Raw genomic sequence first — 18,217 nt, 5'->3', positions numbered from 1 at the left:
AGATGAAGCTACGAACGGCCTTATTGGCGGCGCTGTTTCTCAGCGGCTGTCAAAACCTGAGCCATCAGGATGACCGGGCGGTAACGGCAATCGAGCCGATCAAATCCCCCCAAGTCAGCAAGAAAACGTACAAGAAACACTCTTCCAGAATGCTGTTCGGCGACGAGCAGTTAGAAGAGATGGATGACACCGATAACCTGTGGGTGCGTATCAGCGATGATATGCAGCTGGACTCGCACGATAATGCCCGAGTCCGCCAGCAGCGTGATTGGTTACTGCGTAATGATAAGCATATGGCGACCATTGCCAGCCGGGCTGAGCCCTACCTGTATCTGATGGTAGAGGAAATCGAACGGCGTGAGCTGCCAATGGAGCTTATTACCATCCCCATGATCGAGAGCATGTTCGATCCCAATGCCCGCTCCCGCAGCAATGCGGTTGGTCTTTGGCAGTTCGTTCCTGCGACCGGCAAGAACTTTGGCCTGCGCCACGACAACTGGTATGACGGTCGTCGCGATGTGATTGCGTCCACCAACGCCGCGCTGGACTATCTGGAGTACCTGAACCGTTTCTTCGACGGTGACTGGCTGCAGACCATGGCCGCCTACAACGCTGGTGAAGGCCGGGTGCGCAACGCCATCATCCGCAACCAGAAGGCCGGTCGACCGACCGACTACTGGTCCCTGGACTTGCCCCGCGAGACCCGGATGTATGTGCCCAAGATCCTGGCCATGGCCGACATGATCCGCAACGCGGACAAGTACGATGTCACCCTGCCGGTGCTGGCCAACAAGCCGCAACTGCGGACCATCAACACCGGTGGCCAGATCGACCTGAACGTGGCGGCGCAACTGGCAGGGGTTTCGGCCTCCCAGCTGAAGGCGCTCAATCCCGCGCTCAAACGTGGCATGACCTCGCCCCGCGGCCCCTACAACCTGTTGGTGCCCGTCGAGTATGCCGACACTCTGGAGCTGGCCCTGGCCGATCTGCCCCAGCGTGAACGCAGCCGTGGCGTGCGCTCCTATCAGGTCACCAGCGGGGATACCCTGTCCCGCATCGCCCAGAATCACGGGGTGAGCCTGCAGCAGCTCAAGCTGGCCAACAACCTGCGCAGCAACAACCTGCGCCGTGGCCAGAGCCTGATCATCCCCAATGGCGGCAAGGCCATGGTGAGCCAGGCCGCCCAGAGCAAGCCGCAGCAGCTCGCCAGCACCGGTGGCAACAAGATCCAGTATCAGGTGCGCTCCGGCGACAACCTGTGGAGCATCAGCCAGGCGCACGGGGTCACCCACGCCGATCTGGCCAAGTGGAACGGTCTGAACGCCAAGTCGGCCCTGAAACCTGGCATGAAGCTGGTGGTCTGGCCGAAGCAGGGCAAGGGCAGCAACAAGTCCATGGTCTATCAGGTGCGCCGCGGAGACTCGCTCTCCTCCATCGCAGCCCGCTTCCAGGTCGCCGTCAACGACGTGATGCGCTGGAACCAGCTTGGCAAGAGCGACTACCTCAAGCCGGGCCAGGAGCTGACCCTGTTCGTGAAGAACAACAGCTGATGGCTGACGCCGGATAAAAAAATACCCCGCTTGGTGCGGGGTATTTTTTTGTCTGCCATCCGGCGAGCCTTAAGGCGTAATGGCCTGGGCCGCGAAGCGCGCCATGATGGGATTGTGATCCGAGGCATCGGTAGCCGGCGAGCTCACCTCCACCAGATCCAGATTGCGGTAGTAGAGGTGATCCAGCGGGCGGCCGAAGGCGGTACGGCGCAAGTCCGGCACCGGGATGGCCTCCTGCAGACCGAGTTCGCCCACCAGCTTGTTCAGCCAGTATTCCCGCTTGTCGCTCCAGGTGTTGAAATCCCCGGCCAGGATCACCGGCCCCTGGTGGCGATGGACCAGCGCGGTCAGGTCGTTGATCTGCTCGCGGAAGGTCGCCATGCCGAGTTCGAAGTTGACCGCATGCAGGTTCACCACCAGTACGCCATCCGGATCCCCCTGCAGGGGATAGAGGCTCACCAGACCGGACTTGGGGATGCGCAGCAGGGGCTCGGGGGAGCGCACGCCGCAGACGAAGGCCTGGGGCGTCTTGGCCACCGTCATCACCCCGAAGGAGACACCGCCCTGGGTGAAGGCCTGCAGCTGTTGCCACTGGAAGTCCCCGCGCTTCAGCCAGTCCAGCATCTCGGGCCGGGTGGCGGACTCTTGCAGTAGCACCAGATCCTGGGATTTGGCATACTCATCCAGCCCTTCCTGCCAGTTTTTACGCTGCCCTTTGTAGAGATTCCAGACGGTAATGCCAAATTCTCGAGGTAAAGCAGTGGATGCCAGTGCCACCAGCGGTGGTTTGTTACAGCTCATGCCGGGCACTATGCCCGCCGCCGTCACCAGATGATCCTGATCCGGCACCTCGAAACAGCCGACCAGCCCCAGCGTCAGCAGGGAGGTCCCCAGAATGCGATAACTATTTTTCATTGGCTAACAACCACCTGCCTCTGCAAGGCGCCACGACCATCACAAATGTCATGAACGCCGACTAGTCTCATTATTCGTGTCCGGCCCGACTCATCCATGAGGGATCCCGCAATGGCGAGACAGCACCAGTACTGCGTGACATTTTACGATCAACAAGGAACTTGTCATCAAGTGGAGCTTTCCACCATCTATCAGATCAGGCGGGATCCCCAGTGCGATCTCTGCCTGTTCGACACCTTCCAGTGCGTCGGCTCGGAAGAGATGCTGGAGCGCATGATACGGCAAAAAACCGGGCTTGAGCAGGAAATATCCATTATCAGCGCCCGGCTTGCCTGAACCGGATCAGACCGGCACGGGCCGGGATTTCCCCTGATCGTCGATGGCGACATAGGTAAATACCCCTTCGGTCACGCAGTAACGCTGGGCTTCGTTCTCCCGCAGCACCGGTTTGACCCAGACCTCCAGCTTCAGCCGCATGGAGCTGCGTCCCACCTTCAGGCAACGCCCGTAGCAGCACACCACGTCTCCGACCTTGACCGGGCTGTGGAAGGTCATGCCCTCGACCGAGACGGTACAGATGCGCCCCTTTGCCAGCTCCTTGGCCATGATGCCCCCACCTATATCCATCTGGGACATGATCCAGCCCCCGAAGATATCGCCATTGGGGTTGGTATCGGCTGGCATAGCCAGGGTTCTCAGCAACAGTTCACCATCGGGGTGACGCAGGGTATCGACCATCATTACGGCTCTCTATGATGTGGGGAAAGGTGCCACGATGCAGGATGTTATTGACGTCATCCGGCCCGCATCATGGCCACACACTCACTATGGATGCGGCATGATAGGGGGGGAGCCTGCCCTTGGCAAATCGCGATTGCCCCGAAGCGGACGCGCGCCGGGCAGATGGGGCATAGCAGATAATATTGAGCCCCACCGATTCCCCTCCTTATTGTGCTGCCGGATCCGCAAACCAGTGGGCGGGATCGGGCCAGCGATAGACGAAGCCGAGCCGCTCGCAGATCCGCTGCCCCTCGATGGGAGCAAAGTCGCCGCGAGGCTCGGTAAAGAGCGGCGGCGTCAGCCCGAGCAGGCGGGACGCGAAGGGATAGAGCTGTTCCCGGCGCGGGTGGACGGGGGCGCTCAGGTTGTAGGCATCCCCATCCTCTCCCTTGTCCAGCATCAGCACACAGGCGGCGATGACGTCGTCCAGATGCACCAGGTTCACTGCCTGCCCTCCCCCCGCCAACGTCTTGCCCGCGAGGAAGCGACCGGGATGCCTGTCCGGCCCATAGAGGCCGGCGGGGCGCAGCACCATGGCGCACTCAAACCCGGCGGCCAGCACGGCTCGCTCGGCGGCCAGCATCCGCTCCCCCCGCTCATGGAGCGGACGCGGCGACTCTGCTTCCGTCTGTCCTGGACGCCACACCGAGGTGGCGCCGATGAACAGCACCCTTTGCGTGCCCGCCTCCAGGGCCAGCTGGCAGAGTCTGGTCAGCGCGGCCGGGTAATCCTCGGTCTTGCTCGGTGGCACGCAGACAACCAGCTCATGACAGCGAAAGGGCAAGGGATCCGCCATGTCGGGGGCCAGTCGCACGGACCAGGCGTCGATGCCCTCGGCGCATAGCCGCGCGGCCTTCTCGGCCGAGCTCACCGTCACCGCGACCGATTTACCCTGCCCCTGCAGCGTCTTCGCCAGCGGCCATCCCAGCCAACCCGCTCCCACTATCCCCGTCTGATATTCAGGCTTTGTCGTCATCGCTAGCATCTCGGCAAAAAAAAACGGCCATCGTATGATGACCGTCGAAAGTAACGAAGGAAATAGCTGGATTAACCAGTTACCTCCCACAGCGGGAAAATCGGGAGCGCACGCTCCTAATTCGTGGGGCCTATGCTAGTGGCAGCGCGGGCAAAAAGCTTTGAAGCTGATCACAGTTGAAAAGGATTTCTGAAAGCGCTTTCAATTCGATGCGAAAAAGTCGGCCCAGTTGGGGCCAACCTTCTCTCAGGCGACGGACTCCCGGCTCACCAGCTCGGCTTCAAACTTCAGGACCAAGCCGTCTGCGGGTTTGTGGTCGAGCAGCCGCAGCGCGAGCTCGGCGGCCCGCTCCCCCATCTCCTCGATGGGATAGCGCACCGTGGTGAGCTTGGGGTAGATGTAGCGGGCATAGGGAATATCATCGAAACCGACCACGGACACCTGCTGCGGTATCTTGTAGCCCCGCTCCAGCAGACAGGAGATGGCACCCGCCACCATGGCATCGTTGAAGCCAAGCACGGCGCTGAACTCGACACCCCGCTCCAGCAGCTCGCCCATGGCCACATAACCGCCCTTCTCGTCGGCAAAGGCGCGACCGATGAGGGAAGGATCCAGCTCAATGCCCGCCCGCTGCAGAGCGACGCGATAGCCCGCCATCCGCTGTTGACCGTCGACGAAGTCTTCATCGTCCGAGGTGACAAAGGCAATCTTGCGGTGTCCCGCATCCAGCAGGTGCTGGCACGCCGTGGTGATCCCCGCCTGGTTGTCCAGCCAGACACAGCGATCCTCGCAGCCCGGCACCTGGCGGTTGATGAAGACGATGGGGGTGGACCCCGCCGCCAGCTCGCTCAGTTCTTCGTCCGGCAGTGCCTTGCTGTGCAGGATCAGGGCATCGCACTGGCGCTGCAGCAGGGCCTGGATGGCGTGGCGCTCACGGGCCGCATCGTGGTTGCCGGAGACAACGATGGTGAACTTGTTGGCCTGATCGACCACGCTCTCGATACCACGCATCATCTGGGCGAAAAAGGGCCCCCCGCAGAGATCCCCCACCAGCACGCCGATGCAATTGGAACGTTTGCTCACCAGTGCCTGAGCGAAGCTGTTGGGGCGGAAACTCAGCTCCTTCATGGCCGCCAGCACGGCCTCACGCTTCTCGGGGGCGACCTGCGCCGTGTTGTTGATGACGCGCGACACCGTCGAAATGGACACATTAGCCAGCTGAGAAACGTCTTTGATCGTTGCCACTCTCAATTCCTTGGTTGTGAAGCCTGTAGGTGTTGATCGGGGCATTATATCGAACCTGTCAGACCAAGACGTGGCGCCCGATCACCTGGCAGGTTTCCTTTTGTAACAAAATCTTAAGGGATGATAACCATTTTGGGGGAACAATGGGAGGCAGCCGCCACGGCAACGGCCTCCTCGTGTCAGTAGGTGTGATTCAGCTCCCGCTCGGACATGAATCGCAGAGGTTGCTGCAACTTGTGCTGATAGATGAGATCGAAGGAGAGCACGTTCTGCACGTAGTTGCGCGTCTCCCGGTAGGGAATGCTCTCAACCCAGACATCCATTGGTTTGTCCGCACTCTGCTCCCGCCAGCGTTTGACCCGGCCAGGGCCCGCGTTGTAGGCGGCGGCCGCCAGGATCCGGTTGCCGTCATAGACATCCAGCAGACGCTTGAGATAGGCGCTGCCAAGGCGGATGTTCATGGTCGGATCGAACAGCTGCTGCTCGTTGCGATAAGGCACCCCCAGCTTGCTGGCGGTCTCCTTCGCGGTGGCCGGCATCAGTTGCATCAGGCCTCGTGCGCCCACGGGTGACTGCGCCAGCGGGTAGAGTGCGCTCTCCTGACGGGAGATGGCGTAGAGCAGGCTGGTGTTCATGGTGCGCTCCTGGGCCATCTGGGAGAAGGTGCGCTTGAGTGGCAAGGGGAAGCGCAAGTCCAGCGCATCCCAGGCCTCGGCCCGGATGCTGGAGAGGATCGCCAGCTCATGCCAACCCTGATTGAGGGCGATGTGACCAAATTCGATGCGCTGGGCCACCGTGTTGCGATCCATGTTGTGGATCCACTCAGAACGTGCCGCCGTGATCTCGTTCATGGCCAGCAGCTCGCGCACCCGCAGCAGGAAGGGCCAGCGACTGCTCGCCGTACGCCAGTCCGGTACCTTGAGCCCCGAACTCTGGTTTTTCATGCGATAGGGCACACCGGTGCGCTGGGCCGCCATGAAGCCGTAGAAGCCGCGCAGATTGGCGGTCTCGAGATAGAGATCCCTCGCCGCCTTCTGCTGACCCTGCACTTCCAGCGAACGAGCCATCCAGTAGCGCCAGCGGTCCTCCTTCTGTGAGCCCATGGGCATCTTCTTGACCCAGCCCGAGAGGCCACGCCAATCCAGCTCCCAGATGGCGAGACGGGCTCTGAGTTCCAGCAGCTCCGCATCCTTCATCCGCACCAGGGTCGCATCCAGCCAACCACGCTGGGCGGTGGATCTGTCCAGCAACAGGCGACGGGCGGCGGCCCGCTCCACGCTGCTGACCTCGGTCTGGTTGAGACCAAAGCGGCGCTTCATCTCCCCCAGCTGGCGCAGCACCGCCTCGGGTTCCTGGTTGGCGTAACGCGCAAGGCCGAGGGCGAGCAGATGCCTGGATTGGGATGCCGTCGTGAAATAGGCCGGATTCATCGCCCGGGCCGGCTGCTCATAGAGGGCGATCATCTGATCCCCATAGGGTTTCAGGTTCCCCCCCAGCTGGGCACCGAGGTGGCGGATGAGGTTGGGGTTCTGCGCCTCGAACGCGAGCTGCATGCGCTGCCAGATCTTGTCCTGGGTGCGCAACCCCGCCTGTTGCCAGAGATCGAACAGGGGATCACACGCATCCGGCCTGGATTGCCCGCTCAGCCAGAGCTTGCCCGCCTCTCGCAGCGCCTCTTGCCGCTGCCCGGTGTAATAGCGGGCCTGATAGTGCTGGCAGAGCAGATCGGTGGAGCTGGGCTTAGTTGGATAGAAACGCAGGAATTGGGACCACTGCTGGCTCTGGGCCAGATAGGTGAGATAACTGCGCTCCAGCCGGTTGGACTGGGGAGTATCCCCGTGCTGGCGGATGAAGCGGGTCACATCGTCATAGTCCGCCGCCCCTGGCCGGAAAGCCAGCTGGTAGTAATCCAGGTAGGGCAGCAGAGGATAGTGGGTCAGGCGGGAACGAATTTGCTGGAAACGGGCCTGATCATCGGCGCGCACCGCATCATAGGCCTGACGGTAGAGGGACTGTTCCATGGTTTGCGCGAAGACCGGTGCCACCGGCCCCGATGCGCACAGCGCCGATACGATGATTCCCCAGACGGCTTTCACGAATAGCGTACTCCCTTGAGAGGCAGAACCACCGCCCGCTGGCGGTGGTGATATGGTTCTCATTCTACCCGCTAATCAGGGGGGCGACGCCACACTATTTTTATCCGCAGAGGGAGGCCGTTCGCCGCGGCAGACGCTCGATATAACGCTCCAGATAGGGCACGGGCAGCGGCTTGGAGGCGAGGTATCCCTGGAAGAAATGACAGCCCTGCGCCTGCAGGAATTCCAGCTGCTGGCGCGACTCCACCCCCTCCGCCGTCACGTTGAAGCCCATGTGACGCGCCATGGCGATCACCGCCTCGACGATGGCCATGTTGTCGCCATCCCTGGGAATGTCCTGGATGAAGGAGCGATCTATCTTGAGCTCATCCGCCGGCAACCGCTTGAGGTAGCTCAAGGAGGAGTAACCGGCACCAAAGTCATCGATGGCGAAGCTGATGCCGAGTGTCTTGAGCTCGGCCATCTTGCTGATGGTGTCTTCTGCGTGGCCGAGCACCACGGATTCGGTGATCTCCAGATTCAGACAGCCAGGATCCATGCCGGTCGCGGCCAGGACGTCGTGAATGCGATCGACGAAGTCGTGGGCATGGAACTGCTTGGCACTGACATTGACCGACAGCTGGGGCACGTGAATGCCATTTTCCTCCCAGGAGACGTACTGGGTGCAGGCTTCGTGCAATACCCAGTTGCCGATGTCGACGATGAGATCCGTCTCCTCGGCGATGGGGATGAATTCACCGGGGGACACCAGGGCGCGGCCGGGAGGCTGCCAGCGGATCAGCGCCTCCACCCCGATGAACTCCCCGCCCTCCACCATGTGCTGGGGCTGATAGTGAAGCGTCAATTCCTGGTTGTTGAGGGCACTGCGCAGCTCGTTGTGAATGAGCAGGCGCCGATCGGCCTGTAACTGCATGGAGGCATCGAAGAAGCGCCGGGTCTTGCGTCCCGCGGATTTCGCCTGATACATGGCGGTATCCGCCTGCTTGAGCAAGTCCCCCGCCTCCTGCTCCCGACCGGGGAAGAGGGTGATGCCGACGCTGGCCCCGATATGCAGCACCTGACTCCCATGGCTGTAGGGAGCGGCAATCTCCCCGATCAGGCGCTCGGCAATCATGTCGGCCTGCATCTCCGCCTGGGGCGGGCTGGCCGAGAGCGACGGCAGCAGCAAGACGAACTCATCCCCCCCGAGTCGGGCAAGGCAATCCCCCTGCCGAACCAGTCGCTTGAGGCGGCTCGCCACCTCCTTGAGCAACCAATCACCGGTGGCGTGGCCAAGGGAGTCGTTGATGGTCTTGAAGTGATCGAGATCGATGAACAGCAGGGCCCCGACCAGATGCTCGCGGCTCGCCTCGATGAAGGCCTGGGCCAGGGTTTCATGGAGCTGACGGCGATTGGGCAGGCCGGTCAGCTCGTCGTAATAGGCGAGATCCTGGATGCGGCGCTCCGCCGCCTTGCGCTCGGAAATGTCCTCGAAGAAGATGACGTAGTGGCTGATCTCCCCCTTGTCGTCCTGCACCGGCGTGACGATTTCCCACTGGGGATAGGCGCGGCCATCGGCGTGCTGGCGCTGGGTTTCCCCCTGCCAGCGCGTGAGGTCGCTGAGCTCGTAACCCAGCCCCCCCAGACCGGACCAGAGATCGTCCCCCAGATGCAGGCCTATCACGCCCTGGTTGTCAAAACCGGTGATCTGGCCGAAGGCATGATTGACCCGCAGGATCTTGAACGCAGGGTCAGTGATGATGATCCCTTCGTGGGTCTCGAAGGCAACCGCAGAGAGTCGCAGCTGGGCATCGCTGTGCAGGCGTTCCAACTCGGCAGCCATGCGAGCCGAGAAGAGGGTCAGCACGGCGTCCAGATCGGCGGTCTGGATCTCGCCGGGGAACAGCAGGGCCAGATGACCCAGCAGCTGGCCGCCGCGATCCCGCAGCGGCTGGGCATAGTAGTATTGGCCCGGCAGGGATCCCGCCTCCTCCAGCAGTCGCCCGCTCACCGGCGCCATGCCGGCGGCATGCTGCTCATAGAGGCGCTGGCAGGGCATCTGCGCCGGGGAGTACTCCTTGAGTTCGATGCCGTGGCTCGCCAACACCCTGAGCCGATCCCGTGCGAGGCACTCCGTCAGCCAGACCGCGCTGGCACCCAGGATATGGGCGAGCTCGTTGACCAGGGTATGGCAGAAGTCGAGCCCCGTCTTGGCGGAGAGCGCCTGCGCCAGCTGGGCCAGCAAGGGTTCTTGCAGCAGGGGAAGTCGCGGGGAGACAGTGCCCAGCGGATCGCTGGTGCCCTGGAGGCGGGACGTCATGTCCAGAGGCGCCACCCAGCCACAGCAGAGACCCTGGGCGGGCACATACTGGCCGCACCAGAGCATGTGATGCATGACGCCGTCTTCACCCTGCAGATGTCCGATGAACTGGCCGGGCTGATCCGAGTCATGGAGCCGGGAGAGAAACTCGGCGAAACCGGCTTCATCTTCCTGTGCCAGCCTTGCGGCCCAAGGGTGGGCCCCCTCTCCCTGCCAGGACTGGCAGGTGAGATGATCGGACAAACTCCATTTCCCGAGTGGCCGATCATAAAACCACATCAGCTGAGTGGCTTGCTGCTTCATTGACGACTCCAACACGACAACCACGTTACCGACCCGCACATCTGCGAGCCGATAACTATCAACGCATATCTTCACCGGCACACGGCATGCCGTCTGCGATGGGGTGGGAGAGATATGGGCAATTAAATCCGAAACCAGGGGGCAGAGACCAGACATCAGGTCGGCACGAGGCGCTGCCAAGGGGGGACAGAAACGATTCTACTTCCGCCATACTGCCTGCCGGTTTCGCTGAGCTCAAGCGGTTTTTGGCACGAAACCGGAAAAGGTCACAATTTATAATTCGCTAAATAATTGAGAGGAAATTTCGTGATCCAGATCACACTTTCATCCCGCTACATGGGTAATCTGGAGGTGAAGACACAAGCAAGACGACCCGAAGGGGGCCAATATGAAAATTGAAATTACCAGTAAAATCATTGAGATTACCCCGGCTATCCGCGAGCGCATCGAATCCCGGTTTGAAAAGCTCGAACGTCTTCAGGTGCCTCTTATCACACCGCATGTGATCATCTCGAAAGAGCGTTTGATGTATATCGTCGAAGCCAAGGCCGGTGTTCCCAACGGCAAGCTGTTTGCACAGGCAGAACACGAGGATCTCTACGCCGCCGTCACCGAACTGGGTCAGAAGCTAGAACGCCAGCTCAATCGTCACACAGAGAAGCCCATCGCGCGCCGTGCTTCGACCAAGGAAGCACCACAACTGGAACCCGACGAGGCCGATGTCTGAGCCTAGTCCGGTACAGATCACATCATTGACGAGAGAGGCGGGGTAACCCGCCTTTTTGCTGCCTCTCTTTCCGCCATCAGCTCAGCCAGTGCAGGCCAGCCTCCACCCCGCCCTTCAATCTATCGAGCAGGGGCAGCATCAACAGGGGATCTTCTCCTCTGGGTGCAGACACCACGGCATCAGACACCTGTCTCGCTTGCCAGCGTTCGCGCCCGAGCGCTGACAGATTGTCGTAGACGGCGGAAGTCAGCGCCGGCGTCTTCGCCACTATGGGAGGGGAGCGCAGTGCCAGCCAGAGCTGCAGATCTAGCGCGCAGCCCCCCTGCTGCAGGCGCTCGTTGATGCCGCTGGCATCCCCCTCCTCCACACTCCCCTGCAAGGCCGTCTGCGCCGGCAGGCCGAAGTGCTGGCGCCATTCACAGGTCTCAGTGGTCGCAGGAGAGCGCCCCTCGAACCAGGGCTGCTCGTCGACGGCATCGGTCAGCAGTGCCAGGTGTAGCCGGAAGTCGGCCCTGTCCCCCTGGCGCAGATCCTGGTTTAAGCGCTGACCCAGCTGGGCTTCATCGACGAGCAGGCGATCGCGAATGGCGTTGGGTAGCATGAGATAAATCTTATAAATAGGGGTTTCATTGCTTATCGGCCGTCAACCCGATCCTTTAAGCATTAAAAATCCTGGGCAAGGGGTTCACAACGGTGAGGGATCTGTTAGTATGCGCCTCGCACTTGGGGAGGGGTTCCCGAGCGGCCAAAGGGATCAGACTGTAAATCTGACGGCTCTGCCTTCGAAGGTTCGAATCCTTCTCCCTCCACCATTCAAGTGCCGTGTCTCGCAAGGGATGCATCAAAACCAGCAAGGCCCTGTGGAGGGGTTCCCGAGCGGCCAAAGGGATCAGACTGTAAATCTGACGGCTCTGCCTTCGAAGGTTCGAATCCTTCTCCCTCCACCACTCTTCAGACAACCCGGCCTTGCGCCGGGTTTTCGCTTTTTTGCCCCCCAGATCCTGCCACCACCGGCCACCCCAAATAAGAACGGGAGGCCAGCGCCTCCCGTTCCCAAGTCATGCCGCCCCTTACAGGGTGAAGCGATAGAAGATGTCCACCGCCTGGGCCACTCCGCTCATGGCCTGCAGATAGAGCCTCGGCATCACCTCGTAGCGCAGCTTGAACTCGGCGATGGGGCTGAACACCCCGACCCCGTACTGGAACTGCAGGCCGGGCAGCAGATAGGCCGACAGGGTAACCTGGGTATCGTCTCCGCTGCCGGCGGTGTCCAGGGCCATATCGCTCATGCCAAGGGACTCGCCAAGCCCGGAGACCACCCCGTTGGCCTGGCTGACCGCTCCCGCCACCAGCAGGCCGTTGAAACCGCCATCCTCACCCCCGGTCTGCAACCCCTTGCCTCGGAGCAGATAGGAGAGCTGTTCGGACTGCGCCATCTGGGGCTCGGAGTAGACGGAGATCTTCGGCTTGGTGGCCGGCCCCGTCACCCGCACCCCGACGGTCACGTTGTCCTCCATGGTATCGGGATCCCGATAGGTCTCGATATTGAGGTAAGGCTGATCGATGGGGCCGGAGAAGATGATCCGCCCCTCCTTGATGATGAGGTTCTGGCCATAGGCCTTGAAGCGCCCATCCTTCAACTCCAGCTGACCGTTGCCCGACAGGGGTTTGGCGGGATCCTGGCGGATGTTGAGCCCGCCGGCCACCTTGGTCTTGAGCCCCATGGCCTCAAGGCGCACGTCATCCCCCATCCGGATGGCGAGGTTGATCTCCATCGGCAGGGGTTCGGCCTTGGGTACGGGAGGGATGTCGTCATAGATCACAGTCACATCATCCGACACCGCCACGGCGCTATCGGGCAGACTCTTGACCAGGATCCGTGACCAGGGGATATCCACCTTGCCACTGACCTTGGTCTCTTCCCCGAGGGAAATGGCGATGTCCGGCGTCACCCGCACCCGTCCCATGCCGGGATACTGGGCCTCCAGATCCTTGCCCTGAATGGTAAGGCTGCCGGTGAGAGGCTGCTTGGCCCAGCTCATCCAGCCCCCCAGTGCCAGCGGCCCCTTGCCCACCAGCATGGAGCCATCAAGCTCTGCCCGGTTGCCATCTATCTTGAGGCGCGTCACCAGCTTGGAGAGGGTCACCATGTCGGAGTGGGTCTGCACCTCCCCATCCCTGAGGGCGAGCTCCCCATACAGCAGAGGCGCCGCCAAGGTGCCATCGAAGCGGGCATTGGCGGAGATGATCCCCTGCAGGGAACGCACCTCGGGAATGAGGGGGGCAAAGGCGGTGAGCTTAAGATCGTCGAACTTGAGCTGACCCGACAGCTGGCCTCGTCCGGCGGGTTCCCGGATGAGCAGATCCGTGTCGATGTTCCCTATCTTCTGAGAGGCGAAATCGAGACGAATGGCGGCCTGCTGACGCTCGAAGTCGACCCCGAGCTCCAGACGCTGGTAGTCGGTCTTCAACTCATCGGCCACCAGGGTGCCCGGGGTGGTGCGCACGGTGGCGTGCAGGGTCGGCTGAGAACCACGCCAGCTGGCCCGGCCATCGGCCGACAGTACCGCCTGCCAGCGGAAATTGTCCGGCATCCAGGGGCGCAGGCGCTTGAGATCGAACTGGCTCAGGGCAAACTCCAGGCTGCCCTGGGCTGCCGAGAGGCGGCTGCCCTTGACGCAGAGGCTGGCGCCCTGCGAGGCGAGACAGAGATCCCCCATGGTCAGTTGCTGCTTGGGCAAGTCCACATCCAGCGCCCAAGGGGCCGTCAGGGCCCAGCGTTTGAGCGGCGTCTTCAACTTCAATTCGGACAGGGCGCCACGCCAGTGATCCCCGCGCAGGCTGCCGTTGATGCTGAGATCCGCCGCCACCGGCTCCCCCTTCACGGTCAGCGTCAGCCCATGGCGATTGAGATCGCCGCTGGCGTTGAGGGCGAGATCGGAGAGCTTGTTCGCCCCCTGCGCCAGGCTTGCCACCGTCAGCGACAACTCGCCGGCCGGCTTGTCGGACGCCAGCACATTGCCCTTGATGGCGATCCCCTTGAGCACCATGCCGTCATAGGCGAGGCGGCCAGCAGCCAGATCCGCATTCACCCTGGGGGCCTGCTGGTTGCCGGTGACGCGCACCTGACCCTTGATGTCCCCCTTGAGGGCGGGATAGAGGCCGCCCAGCTGGGGGGCATCGAGATCCGCATCCAGCTTCCAGGCCTGCTGGGTCAGCGCCCCCTTGGCCTGCAGCCGGTTCGGGCCGCTTTGCAGCGCCAGAGAGGGGATGGTCCACTCCATCTTGTCGTTGCCGCTGAGGTTCCCCTTCAGGGCCAACGGATACTGATTCAGCTTGCCTTCGATGTTGAGTTCAGGCAGCGCCAGCTGCCAGTGCCCTGCCTCTGTCATCTCGAAACGGCTGGCAATCTTGCCCGCCAGCTTGCCCTTGATCTCGGGCACCAGCTCGGCCGGGTTGATCCCCTTGAATTCTGTTGTGCCCTGCCACTGGACGCCCTTGCTCCAGGCCAGCTTGCCATCGAGCTTGAGTTCACCACTCAGGGCATTGAGCAGCAGCTCGATGCGGCCAAGCTGGGTCAGATCCCCCTTGCCATCGATCGCCAATTTGAAGGGAGGCACGTCCGTCCCCCTGCCCCCCGTGTTCAAGGCAAACTGATAGCCGGAGAGCTTGCCCTTGGCACTCAGGCGGCCCTTGTCCAGCTGATAGCTCGGCTCCTCTTTTGCCGGCTTGTGCAGCGGCCAGCCCAGGCGCTTCCAGTCCAGCGCCAGATCGAACGGCAAGTCGGGATCCAGGGCCGCCAGGGTACCCTTGAGGTTGGCGGCGACCGGTCCCTTGGCTTGCAGCGCCAGCGCCAGCTTGCCCACTGAACCGTCCAGCTTGAGACTGGCCTGCTCGCTGTCGAGCTCCCACTGTTTGAGCCCCTTGCGGGCCTTGGCATCCAGAGTCAGGTCGAGGGGATAGTCATCCACCAGGCGCACATGACCGTGCAGGGAGAGATCCGCCATGTCGTGGCGCAGGGAGAGTTCGCGAACATCGATGCGCTCCTCCTTGGCCGAGACGGTCAGCAGCAGACTGTCGAGCCCCTCGATGAGCTCACCCTGCTGGTAACGCACCCGGGTGGCGTTCAGCCCTTGCAGCTCGATGGGGAATGGCAGACGAATGGCGGGCAGCACGATGGGCTCCGGCTTGCCGGGCGCCACCTTGTCGGCCGTGCTCTTCCTGGTGTTGCCTGTCGGCTTGCTCTTCTGCTCGGCGGGCAGGCTGACCACGACACGAGCCTCATCCTTGGCGGACTGGGTGGCGACAGCGCCGGAGGGGGGAGTGTTGGCCTTTGCCGGCCCCTTGCCGTCGGCAGGCTTGGCCCCCTTGGCATCCGCGGCGTCCGCCAGGGTGATGGTCAGCCCGTCGAACACGGGGCCGCGCACGATGAGCCCCTGCCGGTTCAAGGTGGCGCCGATGTCGAGATCCTTCAAGGTCACCGCCACCCCGGGTACCACCAGATCCAGGTCCGCCACCTTGAGGCTGTCGAACTGGATGCGCAGGGGCAAGGGATGCCAGACGAAGGGCTCTGACGGTTCTTCCACCGCGGGTTCGGATTCCGCGACCCGCACCACGGGATGGGTCACGTCCAGGGATTTTATCCAGAGCTTGCCCTGCAGCAACTTGCCGAGATCCCAGTCCAGCACGGCTCGCTCGACGGTGACATCCACCAGCTCATCCTGCCAACCGACCCCTTCCAGGGTCCAGCCGTAGCCAAGCTGACCCGCCACCAGCTCCCCTTTCAGGGCGGGCAGAGCGGATTTGGCCTGTTGCCACAGCCATTTGTTGCCCTGATGGGTGAACCCCAGCAGGCTGACGCCGATGAGCAGCAGGAAGATGATGCCCATCAACCACAAGAAAATGCGTTTTACCCAGATCACGATGCAGACCCCAGCGAGAAATGCAGCCGCAGCGGCCAATGAAGATGAATCACGCTTTCAATTGCGACTTTTGCAGCGTGTAATGTCGCAGGATATTCAACAAGCAGTGGAAGTCTCGGCATCATAGCTCCGGCCCCAACGCGAAGTGCAACCGCAGCGGCTTGTCTTCCTCGGAGATGCCGACCGCCAGATCCAGCCTGACCTGCCCGATGGGGGTCACCCAACGCACCCCGAAGCCCGTCCCTATCTTCCAGGCCTCGCTGTAATCGACGGTGGCGGTGCCCGCATCCACGAACAGGGCCCCCAGCCACTTCTCGCTGATCCGGTAGTTGTACTCCAGACTGCCCACGCTGGTGTAACGACCGCCGGTGAGCTTGCCGTCCTCATCCCGTGGCGAGATGGTCTCGTAGCCATAGCCACGCACCGTCTGATCGCCACCGGTGAAGAAACGCAGGGAGGGCGGCACCAGGGAGAAGTCGTCCCCGACGATGGCCCCCTGCTCGACCCGCATCAGGAAGCGGTGATCCTCCCCCAGGGTGCGCAGCCACTTGCTGCGTCCCCACACCCGCATGAAGTTGATGTCCGATCCCCAGTAGGGGCTGGAAAACTCGAAGGTCAGCTGCTGGCGATCCCCCCACTCCGGCACCAGGCCGCCGCGTACCCGCAGTCGTGACCAGGAGACCCCGGGGATCAGCAAGAGGCTGTTGCCTTCGTCGTTGCCCTGTACGTAGCGCTCGTTCTCCAGACGCAGGAAGACGTCTCTGTCCCAGCTCTCCGGCCGCCGCTTCCAGCGGTGCACCCCGATGCTGGTGAGATCGGAGCGGGTATCGTTGTTGTTGGTGTACTGGTAGCCCGCCTGCAGGGAGTAGTAATCCCGCAGCGGGTTGCCCACCGGGATCTGGTAGTCGAAGCTGAGTTCGGCTTCCGGCGCCGAGACCTTGGCAGTACTGGAGAGGCTGTGACCGTAACGGTTGACCCAGGGCTTCTCCCAGGTGGCGCTCATGCGCGGCCCCACGTCGGTGGCATAGCCGACACCGACCTCGATCTCGTGATCGACCCGGTTGGAGAGGGTCACCTGTACCGGCACCCGGTGATCCTTGGCCTGGCTGATCATGGGTTTGATATCCACCTGCTTGAACAGCTTGGTGGAGGAGACATCCTGGGACATCTCGGCGAGGCGGATGGCGAGATAGGGCTCACCGCTCTGGATGTTGATGAGGGGCTTGATGAGGCGCAGGGCTTCCGGGGTCGCATCGTAGTGGATGTCACCGAAGCGATAGCGGGGGCCGGAGCGGAACACGATATAGATCTCCGCCTTGCCCTGATCCGGGAAGACCTTGACCTGACTCTTGCTGATCCTGGCGTCGAAGTAGCCGCGGGCCAGCCCCAGGCTGCCGAGATCCGCCTTGATGGACTCGTACATGCCGTGATTGAGGGGATCCCCTTCCTTGAGGGGCAGCTTGTCCAGCAGGGCGCTGTAGATCTCGTCGTTGCCCGCCTCCCCTTCCAGCAGGATGTCGAGGCGGGAAACCAGCACGGGTTTGCCTCTGTCAATCTCTATGCCGACCTTGGCGGGGGCCTTCTTGTCACGGGTCAGGGTGATCTTGGGCTGGTAGTAGCCATAGACCTGCAGCGCCTTTTGCACTTCCTCGGTGATCCGGGTGCGCGCCGTGCGGTATTGGCGCTCCTGATAGACAGGCAGGGCGTTGAGATAGGCCTCGACGTTGTCTTTCTGTTCCCCCTTCACCCCCTTGACCTGATAGGTCAGCTTGGCGGCCATGGCGGGCATCGCCAGCAACAAGAGGCAGAGGGCGAGCAGTGTGCCGAGCCCAGGGCGAAAATATCGTCCAGGCGTTCTGGTCCCTGCAGGCAGGAGAGAATAGCATCCTGTCAAACGTCGGTTTCCCCGCATAACGTGATTAAATTGCTGTATTAATTAGAATGATAATGGGGACTGGCCCCTGACAAGCGCCGCTCATCCTAGCATAACCTCGTCTGGGGTCGCAGCGCCTGCCCCCCACACAGTCCCCTCTATTCTGGCACCGCCTTTCCCCGTCCCGGGTCGCCTCGCAGGGTCTGCCCACGAAAACCTGGCCCTCGACGGGTAAAACTGGACACTCCTTGGACACTCATGGGTAAAAAACCGGCGCCGGGGCCGTTTCTCCCCCCGGCAAGTCTGACAGCCCCTTCGCAGGCGCCGCGCGACAATCTCTGTCGGAGCCGCGATGTTCCGGCCCCCATGGGCGTCAAGCGTTACTTGACATCATGCCTGCATCCCGGGGGCTTGACCAGCCGCGAATGGGCGAGAAAACAAGTTTAAATCAACAACTTGAACCGAAAAAGTGAAAGCCTCGTTCAATCCAATCGATTTATCCCGCTGCCACTGGTCGCTCCCCTGCCCCAC

Annotated in this window: 13 protein-coding genes and 2 tRNA genes; 6 read left to right on the top strand and 9 right to left on the bottom strand. The window is 62.1% G+C overall.

The window, feature by feature from the left end; all coding sequences use genetic code 11:
- The first annotated feature begins 2 nt into the window (after positions 1–2).
- Positions 3–1,550 (top strand): LysM peptidoglycan-binding domain-containing protein, encoded by a 1,548-nt coding sequence (locus ABNP46_RS06655; protein WP_349921622.1) that lies wholly within the window; start codon positions 3–5, stop codon positions 1,548–1,550.
- Between the two features lie 69 nt (positions 1,551–1,619).
- Here ABNP46_RS06655 and ABNP46_RS06650 read toward each other — a convergent pair whose 3' ends face one another.
- Positions 1,620–2,465, bottom strand: coding sequence for an endonuclease/exonuclease/phosphatase family protein (locus ABNP46_RS06650; protein ID WP_349921621.1), 846 nt, complete (start codon positions 2,463–2,465; stop codon positions 1,620–1,622).
- Positions 2,466–2,576: 111 nt separating this feature from the next.
- Here ABNP46_RS06650 and ABNP46_RS06645 point away from each other — a divergent pair, with 111 nt between their 5' ends.
- The gene (locus ABNP46_RS06645; RefSeq protein ID WP_349921620.1) at positions 2,577–2,801 is read left to right on the top strand and encodes a hypothetical protein; all 225 of its coding nucleotides are present in this window, start codon (positions 2,577–2,579) and stop codon (positions 2,799–2,801) included.
- Between the two features lie 6 nt (positions 2,802–2,807).
- On the opposite strand, the gene yciA is transcribed toward ABNP46_RS06645, so the two are convergent.
- The 5 genes from yciA to ABNP46_RS06620 all read right to left on the bottom strand — a co-directional run bounded on the left by yciA (position 2,808) and on the right by ABNP46_RS06620 (position 10,164).
- Positions 2,808–3,206, bottom strand: coding sequence for an acyl-CoA thioester hydrolase YciA (gene yciA / locus ABNP46_RS06640; RefSeq protein WP_349921619.1), 399 nt, complete (start codon positions 3,204–3,206; stop codon positions 2,808–2,810).
- A gap of 205 nt (positions 3,207–3,411) precedes the next feature.
- Complete coding sequence (locus tag ABNP46_RS06635) at positions 3,412–4,221, bottom strand: NAD-dependent epimerase/dehydratase family protein (RefSeq protein WP_349921618.1); 810 nt, start codon at positions 4,219–4,221, stop codon at positions 3,412–3,414.
- 246 nt (positions 4,222–4,467) lie between these two features.
- Positions 4,468–5,466 carry a LacI family DNA-binding transcriptional regulator gene (locus ABNP46_RS06630; protein WP_349921617.1) on the bottom strand — a complete coding sequence of 333 codons (999 nt, stop codon included), beginning with the start codon at positions 5,464–5,466 and terminating at the stop codon, positions 4,468–4,470.
- A 179-nt stretch (positions 5,467–5,645) separates the two neighbouring features.
- Complete coding sequence (locus ABNP46_RS06625) at positions 5,646–7,562, bottom strand: transglycosylase SLT domain-containing protein (RefSeq protein ID WP_349921616.1); 1,917 nt, start codon at positions 7,560–7,562, stop codon at positions 5,646–5,648.
- 100 nt (positions 7,563–7,662) lie between these two features.
- Positions 7,663–10,164 carry a putative bifunctional diguanylate cyclase/phosphodiesterase gene (locus tag ABNP46_RS06620; RefSeq protein ID WP_349921615.1) on the bottom strand — a complete coding sequence of 834 codons (2,502 nt, stop codon included), beginning with the start codon at positions 10,162–10,164 and terminating at the stop codon, positions 7,663–7,665.
- 388 nt (positions 10,165–10,552) lie between these two features.
- On the opposite strand from ABNP46_RS06620, the gene hpf reads away from it, so the two are divergent.
- On the top strand, positions 10,553–10,891 hold the full coding sequence (gene hpf, locus ABNP46_RS06615; protein WP_349921614.1) for a ribosome hibernation-promoting factor, HPF/YfiA family: 339 nt from the start codon (positions 10,553–10,555) through the stop codon (positions 10,889–10,891).
- A gap of 76 nt (positions 10,892–10,967) precedes the next feature.
- Here the strand turns inward: hpf and ABNP46_RS06610 are convergent, their stop codons facing one another.
- The gene (locus tag ABNP46_RS06610; RefSeq protein ID WP_349921613.1) at positions 10,968–11,492 is read right to left on the bottom strand and encodes a VC2046/SO_2500 family protein; all 525 of its coding nucleotides are present in this window, start codon (positions 11,490–11,492) and stop codon (positions 10,968–10,970) included.
- 126 nt (positions 11,493–11,618) lie between these two features.
- On the opposite strand from ABNP46_RS06610, the gene ABNP46_RS06605 reads away from it, so the two are divergent.
- Together ABNP46_RS06605 and ABNP46_RS06600 are read left to right on the top strand one after the other, a co-directional pair.
- Positions 11,619–11,703: transfer RNA gene (locus ABNP46_RS06605), tRNA-Tyr, on the top strand.
- A gap of 50 nt (positions 11,704–11,753) precedes the next feature.
- A tRNA-Tyr gene (locus ABNP46_RS06600) sits at positions 11,754–11,838 on the top strand.
- A 123-nt stretch (positions 11,839–11,961) separates the two neighbouring features.
- On the opposite strand, the gene tamB is transcribed toward ABNP46_RS06600, so the two are convergent.
- A complete protein-coding gene (tamB, locus tag ABNP46_RS06595) occupies positions 11,962–15,813 on the bottom strand; it encodes an autotransporter assembly complex protein TamB (protein WP_349921612.1) in 3,852 nt (1,283 codons plus the stop codon).
- On the opposite strand from tamB, the gene ABNP46_RS06590 reads away from it, so the two are divergent.
- Positions 15,770–15,940, top strand: coding sequence for a hypothetical protein (locus tag ABNP46_RS06590; protein WP_349922614.1), 171 nt, complete (start codon positions 15,770–15,772; stop codon positions 15,938–15,940). The genes tamB and ABNP46_RS06590 overlap by 44 nt on opposite strands.
- Here the strand turns inward: ABNP46_RS06590 and tamA are convergent.
- Entirely contained in the window at positions 15,935–17,707 is a 1,773-nt protein-coding gene (tamA, locus tag ABNP46_RS06585) for an autotransporter assembly complex protein TamA (RefSeq protein ID WP_349921610.1), read from the bottom strand. The two genes, ABNP46_RS06590 and tamA, sit on opposite strands and share 6 nt — an antisense overlap.
- Positions 17,708–18,217 lie beyond the last annotated feature (510 nt).

This window comes from Aeromonas veronii (genome assembly GCF_040215105.1).
Taxonomy (GTDB): Bacteria; Pseudomonadota; Gammaproteobacteria; order Enterobacterales; family Aeromonadaceae; genus Aeromonas; species Aeromonas veronii_G.
Note: the sequence above shows the minus strand (reverse complement) of the source record. Positions and strands in the feature narration are given on the sequence as shown.

Bases quoted from the DNA above. Each gene is read 5' to 3' on its own strand.
- ABNP46_RS06590 (WP_349922614.1), top strand. From the start codon at position 15,770: ATGATGCCCATCAACCACAAGAAAATGCGTTTTACCCAGATCACGATG.
- ABNP46_RS06645 (WP_349921620.1), top strand. From the start codon at position 2,577: ATGGCGAGACAGCACCAGTACTGCGTGACATTTTACGATCAACAAGGA.
- ABNP46_RS06620 (WP_349921615.1), bottom strand. From the start codon at position 10,164: ATGAAGCAGCAAGCCACTCAGCTGATGTGGTTTTATGATCGGCCACTC.
- hpf (WP_349921614.1), top strand. From the start codon at position 10,553: ATGAAAATTGAAATTACCAGTAAAATCATTGAGATTACCCCGGCTATC.
- ABNP46_RS06635 (WP_349921618.1), bottom strand. From the start codon at position 4,221: ATGACGACAAAGCCTGAATATCAGACGGGGATAGTGGGAGCGGGTTGG.
- yciA (WP_349921619.1), bottom strand. From the start codon at position 3,206: ATGATGGTCGATACCCTGCGTCACCCCGATGGTGAACTGTTGCTGAGA.
- ABNP46_RS06610 (WP_349921613.1), bottom strand. From the start codon at position 11,492: ATGCTACCCAACGCCATTCGCGATCGCCTGCTCGTCGATGAAGCCCAG.
- ABNP46_RS06650 (WP_349921621.1), bottom strand. From the start codon at position 2,465: ATGAAAAATAGTTATCGCATTCTGGGGACCTCCCTGCTGACGCTGGGG.
- ABNP46_RS06655 (WP_349921622.1), top strand. From the start codon at position 3: ATGAAGCTACGAACGGCCTTATTGGCGGCGCTGTTTCTCAGCGGCTGT.